The organism is Streptodolium elevatio (assembly GCF_040649515.1).
Lineage (GTDB): Bacteria > Actinomycetota > Actinomycetes > Streptomycetales > Streptomycetaceae > Yinghuangia > Yinghuangia elevatio.
Genome location: NZ_JBEZFP010000094.1, coordinates 21,648 through 37,770, shown reverse-complemented (window position 1 = coordinate 37,770; position 16,123 = coordinate 21,648). Strand labels below are relative to the sequence as shown.

2 protein-coding genes are annotated in these 16,123 nt (G+C 74.3%); both read right to left on the bottom strand.

Annotated features, from left to right (window positions below):
- Nucleotides 1-6,923, bottom strand: a 6,923-nt coding sequence (locus tag AB0C36_RS29475; RefSeq protein WP_358359818.1) for a type I polyketide synthase, incomplete at its 3' end; no start/stop codon positions are given.
- Nucleotides 6,924-6,969: 46 nt separating this feature from the next.
- Complete coding sequence (locus tag AB0C36_RS29470; RefSeq protein WP_358359816.1) at nucleotides 6,970-16,041, bottom strand: type I polyketide synthase; 9,072 nt, start codon at nucleotides 16,039-16,041, stop codon at nucleotides 6,970-6,972.
- Between the last annotated feature and the right edge of the window lie 82 nt (nucleotides 16,042-16,123).

Sequence of the window (16,123 nt, the reverse complement as noted above, 5' to 3'; positions counted from 1 at the left end):
GCAATCTCACCCTGCGAATGACCCACCACAGCATCCGGCACCACACCGAACGAAGACCACAACTCCGCAAGCGACACCAACACCGCCCACAACAAAGGCTGCACCACATCAACCCGGTCCAACCACCCGCCGTCCTCGTCCAACAGGACATCCGCCGGAGACCAATCCACGAACGGCTCCAACGCCTTCGCGCACTCCCCGAACCGAGCCGCAAACACCGCCGACTCCACAAGCAACCCGGCAGCCATACCCGCCCACTGCGACCCCTGCCCCGGGAACACGAACACCGCCTTCCCGACCCCCTCGGCCGAACCGGTGACCAGCGCGGCCGACGGCTCGCCATCCGCCAATGCGGCTAGGGCGGAACGCAGTTCGGCGCCGTCACCGACGAGCACCGCGCGCTCGTCGAACCGAGCGCGCGTGGTGGCGAGCGCGAATCCGACGTCGGCAGGGCTCGGTCGGCCGGAAGCGGATCCGGTGATTCGGGCGAGCCGTGCCGCCTGGGCGCGAAGCGCCCCGGGGGACTTGGCGCTGACCACCCACGGGACCACGGCGGTTGCCGTCCCATCCGTCGGGCGACTCACGTCGATCGTCTCCGCGGGGCTCTGCTCCGGGAGTTCGAGAATGACGTGCGCGTTGGTGCCGCTCACCCCGAACGCGGACACGGCGGCTCGGCGCGGGCGCCCGGTCTCGGGCCATTCCCGAGCCTCGGTGAGGAGCTCCACGCGCCCCGCCGACCAATCCACATGGGGGGACGGCTCGTCCACGTGCAGCGTCTTCGGCAACACCCCGTGCCGCAGCGCCTCGACCATCTTGATCACACCCGCCACCCCCGCGGCGGCCTGCGCATGCCCGATGTTCGACTTCAACGACCCCAGCCACAAAGGCCGATCGTCCGGCCGCCCCTGCCCATATGTCGCCAACAACGCCTGCGCCTCGATCGGATCGCCCAGCGTCGTCCCCGTGCCGTGCGCCTCCACCGCATCCACATCGGCCCCGGTCAGACCGGCATTCGCCAGCGCCTGACGGATCACCCGCTGCTGCGACGGACCGTTCGGCGCCGTCAGACCGTTCGACGCACCGTCCTGGTTCACCGCCGAACCCCGCACCACCGCAAGCACCTTGTGACCCAGGCGCTGCGCGTCCGACAGACGCTCGACCAGGAGTAGTCCGGCGCCTTCCGCCCAACCGGTGCCGTCGGCGGCGCCCGCGAAGGCCTTGCAGCGGCCGTCCGCCGACAGGGCTCGCTGCCGGGAGAACTCCACGAACATCGTCGGCGACGACATCACCGCCACGCCGCCGGCGAGGGCGAGGTCGCACTCCCCCGTGCGCAGGGACTGCGCCGCCAGGTGCAGCGCCACCAGGGAGGACGAGCAGGCGGTGTCCACGGTGACGGCCGGCCCCTCGAAGCCGAAGGTGTACGCGATGCGCCCGGACAGCACGCTGCCCGCGTTGCCCGTACCGAGGTAGCCCTCAAGGCCCTGCTGTGCCGTGTCCACGCCGAGCGCGTAGTCGCCTCCGGCGACCCCCGCGAAGACACCCGTCCGGCTGCCGGTCAGCGACTGGGCGTTGATGCCCGCGTGCTCGAACGCCTCCCACGCGGTCTCGAGAAGCAGACGCTGCTGCGGGTCCATCGCCAAGGCCTCGCGCGGCGAGATGCCGAAGAAGGCACCGTCGAACCGGGTCGCGTCGGCGAGAAAGGCGCCGCTGCGCGTGTACGACGTCCCGGGGCGGTCCGGGTCCGGGTCGTACAGCCCGTCCACATCCCAGCCCCGGTCGCGCGGGAACTCCCGCACGGCGTCGATGCCTTCCGTGACCACGCGCCAAAGGTCCGCGGGCGAGGAGACGTCACCCGGCAGGCGGCATGCCATGCCGACGACGACGATGGGGTCGTCATCGGTGCGGTGGGCCACCTGGGCCGCACTGCCGCGGTCCGCCGCGGCGTCGGCCTCTCCACCGAGGATCTCGGCAAGCAAGTAGTCGGCCAGGGCGTTGGGGGTCGGGTGGTCGAAGACCAGCGTCGCGGGCAGGGGCAGACCGGTCTCGGCACCGAGGCGGTTGCGGAGCTCGACCGAGGTGAGCGAGTCGAATCCCTGGTCCCGGAAAGCCTTCGCGGCATCTACGGCGTCGGCACCCGGGTGGCCGAGGGCCACGGCCGCCTGGGCGCGCACCAGGTCGACGAGCGCGCGGCGGCCGTCGGCGGCACCGAGTCCGGCGAGCCGCGCACCCAGCGGTGTCGCGGCCCCGGCGGCAGCTGTGGCGTCGGCGTGTGCGGCAGCGCCTGCCGGCCGTGCCGTCAACTCGGCCACCAGCGCGTGCGACCGGCCCCGGAAGAATCGTTCCCAGTCGATGTCGCAGACCACCAAGTGCTGTTCGTCGTGGTCGAGGACCCGGCCCAGCGCCTCGACGGCCAGTTCCGGTTCGAGCATCGTCAGCCCCTGGCGGGCCAAGCGCTCCTCGACCTCGGGACCAGCGATGCCGCCGCCTGCCCAGTGGCCCCAGGCGACCGCCGTGGCGGGCAGGCCCGCGGACCGGCGTTGCGCGGCCAGGGCGTCGAGGTGGGCGTTGCCGGGCGCGTAGTTCCCCTGTCCGGCGACACCGCTGACCCCCGCGACCGACGAGAACAGCACGAACGCCGCCAGGTCCAGGTCGCGGGTGAGTTCGTCGAGGTGCCGGGCGCCGTCGACCTTCACGCGCAGGACGCGGTCGAGCTGGGCGACCGTGAGATCGCCGATGACGGCATCGTCGAGGATCGCGGCCGTGTGGAAGACCGCCGTGAGCGGGCGTTCGGCGGGGATCCCCGCCAACACCTCGGCCAGGGAGTCGCGCTCGCTCACATCGCAGGCCGCGTAGCCGACCCGGGTACCGAGCCGCGCCAATTCGGCTGCGAACTCGGCGCTTCCTGGGGCCTGTTCGCCGGAGCGGCTGACGAGCAGCAGGTCCTCGGCCCCGCGCGCGGCGAGCCAGCGCGCGATGTGGCGGCCGAGTGCGCCCGTGCCGCCGGTGACCAGGACAGTGCCCGACGGCCGGTACGGGGAGTCCGCGGCGGCGCCGCCCAGGGGGGCGCGTACGAGGCGGCGCGTCCACCAACCGGTGCGGCGCCACGCGACTTCGGTCTCACCGGTTGTGCCGCCCAGCACCGCCAGGAGGCGGTCCTCGCCCGGAGTGGCTGCCGGGTCGTCGGACAGGTCGATCAAACCGCCCCAGGTGTCCGGCAGTTCCGCGCCGACGATGCCTCCGAAGCCCCAGGTCTGCGCGTGTTCGGGGAAGCGAACCGGGTCGTCCGGCCCGGTGGATACCGCGCCACTGGTGACGAGCCACAGGCGGGCCGCGGATCCGGTGCCGGCCAGGGCCTGGGTGAGCGCGAGGTTCGCGGCCGCGCCCCACGGCACGGCGTCGAAGGCGCCGGCCCGCCCGGTGCCCAGGGCAAGCAGTGACAGGACGCCGGTGACGGGCGCTTCTGCTGCCGCCCGGGCGTCGGCGATCAGCGTGCCGAGAGCGGCACGGTCGGCGTCCCGGGCCACCGGCACGCGCAGGACCTGGGCACCTGCCCGGCTCAGGACGTCGGTGAGGTACGCGGCCCACGCGCCGACTCGGCTCGCGGTTCCGCCGCCTTCGTGGTCCTCGGCGCGGCTGTCGGCTCGGCCCGCAAGATCGGCATCGACATCGGCTTCAGCGGGGACCGGCAGCAACCAGGTTCCCGTCGGCCCCGCTCCCCCGGCTCCGGTTCCGGCTCCGGCCACTGGTCGCCACACGACGCGGTGGCGCCATGCGTCGACGGCGGCGTCCGCCTGTTTGCGGTCCCACCACGACGACAGGGCGGGAAGCACCGCCGCGAGCGGCTCGGCCAGTGCGGGTCCGCCGAGGGACTCGGCCAGTCCTTCGGGGTCGCGTTCCGCGACGAGGTCCCAGAAGGCGTGGTCCGCCCCGGCCTGTGCTCCGGCCTGTGCGGCCTGCGGTCCGTACTCGCCGGTGTCGAGCCAGAACCGCTCGCGTTGGAAGGGGTACGTCGGAAGGCCGACCCGTACCGCCCCGGTGCCGGCGAAGACGCGGCCCCAGTCGACCGGGACGCCGCGTACCCACGCCTCGGCAAAGGACGTGCGCAGGCGCTGGAGCCCGCCTTGGTCGCGCCGCAGCGTGCCGACCACCACGGGGGCGGCGATGCCGGCCTCCTCCAGCGTCTCCGTGACCGCGCCGGTGAGCACCGGGTGCGGGCTGATCTCCACGAACACGCCGTGCCCGTCGGCCGCGAGTGCTCGTGTGGCCTCCGCGAAGCGGACCGTCTCGCGGAGGTTGGCGGCCCAGTACGCGGCGTCCATCTCCGCGGTGTCGGTCCACGCACCCGTCACGGTCGACCACAACGGGATGCCGCCCGTGGTCGGGGCGATCGGGGCGAGCGCCGCCTCGATCCCGGCCCGGATGCCGTCGATCTGGGCGGAGTGCGACGCGTAGTCGACGGGGATGAGCCGGGCCCGTACGTCTTCCGCGCCGACGGCCGCGACGAGTTCCGCGAGCGCCGCGGGCTCTCCGGACACGACGGTCTGGCCGGGGCCGTTGACGGCGGCGACGGAGATCCGCCCGTCCCAGGCGGATATCCGTTCGCGCACGCGTGCCTCGGGCTCGGCGACGGACGCCATGCCGCCCTTGCCGGACAGGGCCAGGATGGCCCGGCTGCGCAATGCGACGACGCGGGCTCCGTCCCCGAGGGACAGGCCGCCGGCCACGACGGCGGCGGCGATCTCGCCCTGCGAGTGGCCGACGACCGCATCGGGTGTCACGCCGTGTGCCTGCCATTCGGCCGCGAGGGACACCAGCACCGCCCACAGCAGCGGTTGCACCACATCGACCCGCGCCAGGTCTTCCGCGGCCCCGCCGATCAGCGCGTCGACCGCGGACCAGTCGGTGTACGGCGCCAGTGCCAGCGCACATTCGTCGAACCGCCCGGCGAACACCGGCGATTCCCGGTAGAGGTCGGCGGCCATGCCGACCCACTGGGAGCCCTGGCCGGGGAAGACGAACACGGTCTTGCCGACGGCATCCGCCTTCCCGACGACGGCGTGGGCGGACGCCTCACCAGCGGCGAGCGCGGCCAGCGCGTCGGCCCGCGCCGCCCGGTCACCGATGACGACGGCGCGCTCTGCGAAGGCGGCGCGCGTCGTGGCGAGCGAGAATCCGACGTCCACGAGCCGCGGCTCGGCGGAGCCAGCCGAAGCGGGCTCCGACGGCTGGCGGGACTGCGAGGACTGCGCGCGTACCGACTCCGGGGCCGCGGACGTCGCGGCGGCGAGGCGGCCCGACTGCGCGCGCAGAGCCCCGGTGGTCTTGGCGCTGAGCACCCACGGGACCGCCGCGGCCGGCGCGTGCGGCGCCTCCGGCGCGCCCGTCGCGGGCGCTTCGCCCACCGCCGTCGGACCGGGCTCGGCCGCCTCGGCTTCCGGCAGTTCCAGGATGACGTGCGCGTTGGTGCCGCTGACGCCGAACGCCGAGACCGCGGCCCGGCGCGGGCGCCCGGTCTCCGGCCAAGGGCGCGCTTCGGTGAGCAGGCGTACCGCGCCCGCCGACCAGTCGACGTGCTTCGACGGCTCGTCCACATGCAGCGTCGGCGGCAGGACGCCGTTCCGCAGCGCCTCGACCATCTTGATGACACCCGCGACACCTGCCGCGGCCTGCGTGTGGCCGATGTTCGACTTCAACGAGCCGAGCCACACCGGCCGTTCCTCGGAGCGCCCCTGGCCGTACGTCGCAAGCAGCGCCTGTGCCTCGATCGGGTCGCCGAGAGTGGTGCCGGTGCCGTGCGCCTCGACCACGTCGACGTCGCCGACGGTGAGGCCCGCGTTCGCGAGGGCCTGCCGGATGACCCGCTGCTGCGAGGGGCCGTTCGGGGCGGTGAGCTGGCTGCTGGTGCCGTCCTGGTTGATCGCGCTGCCGCGCAGCACGGCCAGCACAGGGTGGCCGTTGCGGCGCGCGTCGGAAAGCCGTTCGAGGACGACGAGCCCGACCCCTTCGGCCCATCCGGTGCCGTCCGCGGCGCTCGCGAAGGCCTTGCAGCGGCCGTCCGGCGCGAGACCGCGCTGCCGCGCGAACTCCACGAATATGCCCGGGGACGCCATGACGGTCGCGCCGCCCGCGAGGGCGAGTTCGCAGTCTCCGTTGCGCAGGGCCTGCGCGGCCAGGTGCAGGGCCACCAGCGACGAGGAGCAGGCGGTGTCCACCGTCACCGCGGGCCCCTCGAAACCGAGGGTGTACGAGATGCGCCCGGAGGCGACGCTCGTCGTGCTGCCGGTGAGCAGGTACCCGTCGACGCGCTCGGTGGTCGTCTTGTGCAGGCGGGGCGCGTACTCCTGGGCGACGACCCCCGCGAAGACGCCGGTCGACGATCCGCGCAGGCTCCCGGGGTCGATCCCGGCGTCCTCCAGGGCTTCCCAGGCGGTTTCCAGGAGCAGGCGCTGCTGGGGGTCGGCGGCCAGTGCCTCGCGGGGCGCGACCCCGAAGAAGTCGGCGTCGAACTCGGCGGCGTCGTAGAGGAATCCGCCGTGGCGCGTGTAGGTGGTGCCGAGCCGGTCGGGGTCGGCGTCGTACAGGCCGTCGAGGTCCCAGCCGCGGTCCTCGGGGAATCCGCCGACGGCGTCACGCCCTTCCACGACCAGGTGCCACAGGTCCCGTGCCGAGGCCACGCCGCCGGGCAGGCGGCAGCCGGTGCCGACGATCGCGATGGGCTCGGTGCGTCCGTTCTCCGCGTCGCGTAGGCGGGCGCGGGCCTGGTGCAGGTCCGCGGTCACCCGCGTGAGGTAGCCGCGCAGCCGTTCCTCGGTGGTGGCGGAAGGATCTCGTTCCGCTGCCCGGGCGCCGCTCGTGGCACGCCTGCCGTCCGCCTTCTCCGACTTCGCCGGTCCGGGCACCGTCGCGTCGTTGTTCCTGGTCATGTGTTCGTCCGCCTTCGTGTGTGCGAGTCGAGGTGCCGGGGTGCGGTCAGGAGGTGCCGAGCTCGTTGTCGATGAAGTCGAAGAGTTCGTCGACGCTCGCGGTGTCGAGGCGCGCGGCCAGGTCCACGTCGTCGCGCGGCGCACCCAGCCGGGCGAGCAGCGCGTGCAGCCTGGTCGCGATGCCGGTGCGTTCGGCCTCGCCGGGCGCGGTTTCCGGCGCGGCTAGGAGATCGGCCAGCAGACCGTCCCAGCGGTCGAGTTCGGCGAGCAGCGCGTCCGCGTCGGGCCGCCCGTTGCCGGGGAAGAGCCGTTCGAGCAGGTGGGCGCTGAGGGCCAGCGGGGTCGGGTGGTCGAAGACGACGGTGGTGGGCAGCCCGAGACCTGTCCCGGCGATGATGCGGTTGCGCAGCTCGATGACACCCAGCGAGTCGAACTCGCCTTCCATGAAGCCGCGTTCCGGTGCGATGCGGTCGGGCCCGTCGTGCCCCAGGACGGATGCCGCGGTACGTCGGACGAACTCGAGGAGTTCGCGGCGCCGTTCGTCGGCCGACAGTGCGGCCAGGCGCTCGGGGAGGTCGGGTTCGGGCCGCGAGGCGGAGGCCGAACCGTCCCCCGAGGTCCCGGCGGCCGATCGGCGGTTCGGGGTACGTACCCGCCGCGACCCGGGAACGGCCGACAGGTCGGCGAACAACTCCCGCGCCGCCCCCGACCGCAACGCACCGGGTTCCAAGCGCGCCGGCAGTACGTGTGGCAGCGGCGTGGTCAGCACGCGGTCGAGCAGGGCGAGTCCCGTCTCCGTGTCCATGGGGCCGATCCCGCTGCCGGCCATGCGGGCGTGGTCCGCGGGCGTCAGCTCCGCGGCCATGCCGCCGGCCTCCGCCCAGTGTCCCCAGGCCGCGGCGGTCGCGGGGAGGCCGTGGGCGTGGCGGTGCGAGGCCAGGGCGTCGAGGAAGGCGTTGGCGGCGGCGTACCCCGACTGCCCGGGGTTACCGAGGCTGCCCACCGCCGACGAGTAGAGGACGAACGCCGCCAGGTCGAGGTGGCGGGTCAGTGTGTGCAGATGCCAGGCGGCTGTCGTCTTGGCGTGGAAGGCGGTGCCGAGTTTCTCGGGGTCGAGCGTCGTCAGTGCCGCGTCTGCGGTGGCCCCGGCGGTGTGCAGCACGGCGGTGAGTGGATGCCGCTCGGGGATCGCGGCGAGCACTGCCGCCAGTTGCTCCCGGTCGGAGACGTCGCACGCCACGACAGTCACGGACTCCGCTCCCAACGCGCTGAGTTCCTTGCGCAGCGCGGTCGCGCCCGGGGCCTCCGGCCCCGAACGCGAGACGAGCAGCACGTGGCGTACGGCGTGCCGGGACACCAGGTGGCGCGCCGCCAACGCGCCGAGGGCTCCGGTGCCGCCGGTGACGAGGACGGTGCCGTCGGGGTCCAGGGGGCCGGTGGGCAAAGGTGATTCGGCCGTGTCGGGTGCGGGGGCGCCTTCCGGCGGAACGGGGGCCAGGCGTGCGACGTGGACCGCACCTCCGCGCACCGCGATCTGCGGCTCGGGTACGGCCAGGGCCGCGGGAAGGGCCTCGACCGAGGCGGGGTGGGCGTCGAGGTCCAGGAGTACGAAGCGGTCGGGGTGTTCGGTGCGGGCGGCGCGCACCAGCCCCCAGGCCGCGGAGGCGGCGAGGTCCTCGACCACCGCGCCCGGATGCGTCGCGACGGCGTTGCGCGTGGCGACGACAAGCCGGGCGCCGGCGAAGACCGGTTCGGACACCCAGGTTTGCAGCAGGCCGAGCACGCGTTCGGCGATGGCCCGGGCCGCCACCGCGGGGTTGTCAGGGCCGTCCGCGTCGACGACCGGAACCAGGACGTGCGAAGCCCGGGGGGCTGCGTCCCCGACGGCTTCCGGGGACTCGCTCCAGGCCGCCCGCAACGCGGCGAGGTCGGCGTGCCGGCGCACGTACGTGCCCTCGGGCTCGGAAGGTGCCAAGAGGCCTGCGAGGCCCAGCGGGTCGCGGTCGGGTGTGCCGATGACCACCCACTGGTCGGCGGCGACCCGTCGGTCGGCGGCCCCGGCGGTCGGCCAGTCGACACGGTGCCACGCCGCGTCGACGCCGTCGCGGGAACTCCTCGCCCGCCGCGCCGCGGTGAGGGCATCGACCGGCAGGGTGCGGAAGTCGATGCGTTCGACCGAGAGTACGGGGTTGCCCTCGGTGTCGGTCGCGGTGAGCCGCACCGCGTCCGCGCCCAAAGGTGTGATGCGGACGTGCAGGGCCCGCGCCCTGTTCCGCGCGGCGCGGATGCCCGCCCAGGTGGCCGGCAGGCGCACCGACCCCGTGCCGTCCTCCGGAAGGAGGCCCGCAACGCTGTGCAGTGCCGCTTCGAGCAGCACGGGCTGGATAAGGAACCGGGTTTCTTCGAAGGCGAGTTCGGGGTGGTGCGACGTGTCCCCCGGCTCCTGTTCCGGGAGTTCGACGTCGACGCGGATTTCGCCGGTGCGGGCGTCGCCGCCGCCGAGGCGCCAGGCGGCGCGCAGGACTTGGAACGCGGGGCCGTAGTCGTGGCCGCGATCGACGAGTTCGTCGTACACACGGGCCGCGTCGACGAGCGTCGCGTCGGTGGTCGCCGCGTCGGTGGTCGGCACGTCGGTGGTCGGCACGCCGGGCTGTGCCGGCTGCGATCCGTCGGCACCGCTCGGGCCGATACGACCGGTCGCGTGACGCACCCACGTCTCCCCGGCGGTCCCCTGGAGTACTTCCTCGTTTGCGTCTGCGGAGAACGAGTGGACCGTGAACCGCCGGAACCCGTCGTCGTCGGCGGCCGTGACGGCGACCTGGATGCGCACACTGCCCGCGTCGGGGAGGAAGAGCGGCTCCTCCACGGACAGTTCGTCGATGCCGTCGGTGCCGGTGCGTTCGGCCGCGTACAGGGCGAGGTCGACGAAGGCCGCATTGGGCAGCAGCGGGATCCCCCGCACGGCGTGGTCGGCCAGCCAGGGGTGGCTGCGCGGTCCGATGCGACCCGTCCAGACCACGCCGGAGCCGTCCGCCCTGGTCAGTTGCGCGCCGAGCAGCGGATGTCCGGGGCTCTCCAGGCCACTTGCCGCCGGGTCGGGCCCGGGGACCGGTGCGGTCAGCCAGTGACGGCGGCGCTGGAAGGCGTACGTGGGCAGCGCCACGCCGCCTCGGCGTACGTCGCGCCCGTCGAAGGCCCGTGCCCAGTCGATCGTGGCGGCCCCGGTGACGTGCAGGGCCGCGAGCGCACCGGTGAACATGCGCGCCTCGTCGTGGCCCGCGCGCAGGGCCGGGACGACCACGGGCGGCACCGCGGCCGCACCGGCGGCGGCGGCCGCGTGCCGGTGGTCCTCGGATGCCGCGTCCGCCAGGGTCGTGTGGGCAAGGGCGGTGAGGACGGCGTCCGGCCCGAGTTCGAGGTAGGTGGTGGTGCCGAGGTCCGCGAGCAGGCTGATGCCGTCGCGGAACCGCACGGCGCCGCGGATGTGGCGTACCCAGTAGTCGGGGTCGGCAAGCTCCTCGGCCGTGGCCAGGGCACCCGTGACGTTGGAGACGACGGGTATGCGGGGCTCGGCGAAGTCCAACGTGGCGGCCACGGAGCGGAACTCGTCGAGCATGGCGTCCATGTGCGGTGAGTGGAAGGCGTGGCTGACCTGGAGGCGCTTGGTCTTGCGGCCGCGCTGGCGCCACTGCTCGGCGAGCAGCTCGGCGACCTCGGCGGTACCCGAGACCACGACCGAGTCCGGGCTGTTGACCGCCGCGATGTCGAGGTGGTCGGCGTGGCCGGGCAGAGCCGCCAGCACGGGGAGGATTTCGTCCTCGGTGCCCTGCAGCGCGATCATCGCGCCGGTCGCGGGGAGCGAGCCCATGAGCCTCCCGCGTGCCGCGACGAGGGCCGTCGCGTCGGACAGCGAGAGCACGCCCGCGACGTGGGCGGCCGTCAGCTCGCCGATGGAGTGTCCGATCAGGTGGTCGGCGCGCAGCCCGTACGCCTCGGCCAGGCGGTACAGCGCGGTCTCCACGGCGAACAGTGCGGGCTGCGTGTAGGTGGTCGCGTCGAGGAGGGCCGCGGCGGCGGTGCCCGGCTCGGCGAAGAGCAGGTCGCGCAGCCGGAGCCCGAGGTGTGCGGTGAAGTGGTCGCAGACTTCGTCGAGGACGGCAGCGAACACAGGCTCTGCGGCGTGGAGTTCGCGCCCCATGCCGGGGCGCTGGCTGCCCTGTCCGGAGAACATGACGGCCAGGGCTCCGGCGTCCCGGACCGACCCGGTGACCAGGTTCGGGGGCTCGGGTGACGCGTCGGCGAGGGCCGTGAGGCCCCGCCGCAGGTCGCCCTCACCGGCTCCGGTGACGACGGCCCGGTGGGCGAGCGTCCCCCGTGTGGTCGCGAGGGCGTACGCGAGGTCCCCCGCGGTCGCGGACCGCGTGTGGGTGTCGAGGTGGTCGAGGAGCCGCTCGGCCTGCGCCCGAAGGGCCTCCGGACCGGCGGCGGACAACAACCAGGGTCCCGCCTCGTCGGGCCCCTTCCGGTCCGCGGAGACCGGGTCGACGCGGCCGGCCGCCGCGGAAGAGTCCTGCGGAGCCGCGTCGGCGATGGCCGGGGGCGCCTCGATGACGACGTGGGCGTTGGTCCCGCTGATGCCGAACGACGACACCGCGGCCCGCCGCGGACGGCCGGTGTCGGGCCAGGGCGTGGCCTCGCCCGCGACGACCACCGTTCCGGCGCTCCAGTCGACGTGCCGCGACGGGGTCAGGGCGCGCAGCGTGCCGGGCACGCGGCCGTGCCGCAGCGCCTCGACGACCGCGATGACGCCGGTCGCGCCCGCGGCGGCCTGCGTGTGGCCGAGACCGGCCTTCACCGAGCCCGTCAACAGCGGCCGTTCGGGGTCGCGGTGGCGCCCGTAGGCGGCGATGAGCGCCTGGGCCTCGATGGGGTCGCCAAGGGTTGTTCCGGTGCCGTGCGCCTCGACGTAGTCGACGTCGCCCGGGCCGAGGCCGGCGTCGGCCAGGGCCTGGCCGATCACCCGTTGCTGGGACGGCCCGTTGGGTGCGGTGAGGCCGTTGCTCGCGCCGTCCTGGTTGACCGCGCTGCCGCGGACCACCGCGAGCACGGGGTGGCCGTTGCGCCGTGCGTCCGACAGGCGTTCCAGGAGCAGCAGGGCCACGCCCTCGGACCATGCCGTCCCGTCGGCGGCGTCCGAGAAGGGCTTGCAGCGGCCGTCGGGGGCCAAGCCGTGCTGGCGGCTGAACTCGGTGAACATCCCGGGTGTCGACATCACGGTGACCCCGCCGGCGAACGCCAGTTCGCACTCCCCCGCACGCAGCGCCCGTGCGGCCAGGTGCAGCGCGACGAGCGACGACGAGCACGCGGTGTCGACCGTGACCGCCGGTCCCTCCAGGCCGAGGGTGTACGCCAGGCGCCCGGAGGCCACGCTGCCGAGGGCGCCGGTCAGCAGGTGCCCCTCGTACCCCTGCGGAGCCTCGTGCAGGCGCGGGCCGTAGTCCTGCGGCATGGCCCCGACGAACACCCCGGACCGCGAACCCCGCAGGGTCTCCGGGACGATCCCGGCGCGCTCGACCGCCTCCCAGGCGACCTCCAGGAGCAGCCGCTGCTGCGGGTCCATGGCCGACGCCTCGCGCGGGCCGATGCCGAAGAACGCCGCGTCGAAGGCGTCGGCGTCGTGCAGGAATCCGCCGGCACGGACGTACGAGGTGCCGGGTCGCGAGAGGTCGGGGTCGTACAGCGCGTCGAGGTCCCATCCGCGGTTGTCGGGGAACGGGCCGATCGCGTCGGTGCCGGATTCGAGGAGGTCCCACAGGGCCTCCGGAGTGTCGGCGCCGCCGGGCCACCGGCCCGCGGCCGCGACGATGACAACGGGGTCGCCCGCGTGGACGGCGGCGCCCCCGTCGTCGACCGTCGCGGCCGGGGCCCTCCCCAGGCCCGGCGGGTCCGCGTCCGCCACGGTGCCGGCCGTGACTCCTTCCAGGACGCGGGCCACGGCCCGGGGGGTCGGGTGGTCGAAGGTCAGCGACGCGGGCAGTGCGGCGCCGCTCGCGGCGGCGAGGCGGTCGCGGAACTCCACTGCTCCCAGCGAGTCGAAGCCGAGAACCTTGAACGTGGTGTCCGGATCGACGGACCCGGGCCCGGGGTGGCCCAGGATGACGGCTGCGGTGGCACGAACGAGGACGAGGGCGTCGCGCGCCGCGCGGTTGTCCGAGGCCCCCGGCACGGCTGCCGGCACGGACGCCGCCTTCTGGTCCCGTTGCGTGCCCGGCTCCGCGCCCGTGTCGGCCGCCTCGTTGTCCTGCGGTGCGTCGATCCAGTGCCGACGCCGCCGGAACGCGTACGTCGGCAGGTCCACGCGCCGGGCGTCGGGCGCGTGGGTGACCGACCAGTCGACGGGAGCGCCGTACGCGAACGCCTCGCCCGCCGAGGTGAGAAGCCGCACCGGACCGCCCTCGTCACGGCGCAACGTGCCGATCGCGGCGGCTTCCGCGGCCCCGGTCGCGTCGAATATCCGGCGAAGGCCGTAGGTGAGGACGGGGTGCGGGCTCGCCTCCACGAAGAGGCGTTGCCCGTCGGCAAGGGCCGCGCGTACCGCGTCGTCGAACCGCACCGTGTCGCGGAGGTTGCGGAACCAGTACGCGGCGTCGAGCGCACGCGGATCGAGGCGCCCGCCCGTGACGGTCGAGTAGAAGGCCACCGAACCGCCGGACGCGGGAGGCAGGTCGGCGAGCGCGCCGACGAGCGCGTCGCGCAGGGGCTCGACGCCCGGGGAGTGCGACGCGTAGTCGACCGGGACGACCCGGACGTCGGCGTTCTCGGCACGGTAGTCGGCGAGCAGCGCGTCGAGGGCGTCGCGCTCGCCCGACACGACGGTGACGTCAGGGCCGTTGACCGCGGCCACGCCGAGCACGTCGGTACGGCTCCCGATCCGTCGGCGCACCTCGTCGGCCGGACGGGCGACGGAAGCCATGCCACCGCTGCCCGCGAGCAGGTCACGGATCAGCCGACTGCGGCGGGCGACTGTCGCGGCGGCCGCTGGAAGGGTGAGCGCCCCGGCGATGTGGGCCGCGGCGATCTCGCCCTGCGAGTGGCCGATAACCGCCACCGGGCGTACGCCCAATGCCTCCCAGACCCGGGCGAGCGACACCATGACGGCGAACAGGGCGGGCTGGACGACGTCGACGCGCGCCAAGTCCGGCGCGCCGGGGTTCTGCCGCAGCACGGCTTCGAGGTCCCAGTCGACATGCGGTGCGAGCGCCTCGGAGCAGGCGGCCACGTGTGCGGCGAACACCGGTGACGTGTCGAGCAGTTCCACGGCCATTCCGGCCCACTGCGAGCCTTGCCCCGGGAACACGAGAGCCACGCCCGGTGTGCCGTGCGCGACCCCGGCCACGACCGCGCGGGACGGTAGTCCGGCCGCCAATCCCTCGAGTCCGGCTGCCAGTTCGCCGGTGGTGGAGCCGACCACGACGGCTCGGTGGGCTCCGTGCGCACGCGTGACGGCGAGGGAGTGGGCGAGATCCCCGGGCGTGGGCGGGTCGGCGGCGGCGTCGCCCTCCGCACCGGCGGCGACTCGGTCCCGCAGGCGGGCGGCCTGGTCCGGGAGCGCATCCGCGGTGCGGGCGGAGACCGGCCACGCGTGCACGTCGGCCCGCGCGAACAGTCGAGGCCGGTCCTCTCCCCCGCCGTGCGCGGACGGGTCTTGGCCGCCCGACGGCTCGCTGGATTCGCCCGAGCCCGTCAACCCGCTCGACCCGCTCGACCCGCTCGACCCGCTCGACTCGGCCACGATGACATGGCAGTTGGTGCCGCCCATACCGAACGAGCTCACGCCCGCGAGCAACGGGCTCTCGGGGCGGGGCCACAGCGTGGACGCCGTCTGCACCCTCAGGCGCCTGCCGACCAGGTCGACGCCCGGGTGCGGGGTCTCGTGGTTGAGGCTCGCGGGCAGCACGCGGTGCCGCAGCGCGAGCAGCACCTTCACCAAACCGGCGATGCCCGCGGCGCCTTCGAGGTGGCCGATGTTGGTCTTGACCGAGCCGACGACGAGCGGGTCGTCCTCCGCGCGTCCCCCGAAGACCGCGCCCAGTGCCTCCGCCTCGATCGGATCGCCGACCTGGGTGCCGGTGCCGTGGAGTTCGACGTACTGGACCTCGTCCGGTCCCACTCCCGCCCGCTCCGCGGCTCGGCGCAGCGCTGCGGCCTGCGCGGCGGCGCTGGGCACGGTCAGGCCGTCCGTATGCCCGTCGCTGGTGACCGCGCTGCCGAGGATGACGCCGAGGACGCGGTCGCCGTCGGCGCGGGCGGCACGCAGCGGCTTCAGTACGACGAACGCGCCGCCTTCCCCCCGCACGAAGCCGTTGGCCCGGGCGTCGAAGGTGTAGCAGCGGTGGTCGGGCGAGAGCGCGCCGAACCGCTCGGCGCCGATGGTGCTTTCCTGGGCCAGATTGAGATGCACGCCGCCGGCGAGCGCGAGGTCCGACTCGCCGGAACGCAGGCTCTCGCACGCCTGGTGCACCGCGACGAGCGACGACGACTGGGCGGTGTCGACGGTGACGCTCGGCCCGTTCGCCCCGAGGGCCCAGGAGAGCCGGTTCGCGACCAGCGCCCGTGCGGTGCCGGTGAAGGTGTGGCGCGTGACGTCCCGGACGGCGTGCCGGTGCACCACCGTCGCCCAGTCGTGCGAAGTCGCGCCCACGAAGACGCCGGTGCGTGCCCCGGCCGACGGACCGAGCGGCGGACCGGCCGGCGAGCGGCTCGACGAATCGCCGCCCGGCGCGCCCGATTTAGATGCGGCGTTCTCCAGTGCCTCCCAGCCCAGTTCGAGGGCGAGCCGCTGGTGCGGGTCGAGGGCATCGGCCTCACGCGGCGAGATGCCGAAGAACGCCGCGTCGAATGCGTCGACTCGCTCCAGGTAGCCCCCGGGCGGCAGTTCGGCCGCGCTGCCGGGAGCCAGGCTGTCCGCCCGCCGCAGCGCCGAGGGCTCGGCGATGGCGTGCCGCCCCTCGCCGAGGAGAGTCCAGTACGCCGCGGTGTCGGGCGCGCCGGGGAGACGGCAGGCGACGCCGATCACGGCGATGGGCTCGGCACGGGGTGTGGTTTCACGGCTCGTCATCGCGGAGTTGTCGCCCCTCTGGCGTCGTACTGAACGGTCTCGACCGTCCGGTGTCCGCCTCGCCGGCCACCCGCTCGTCTGC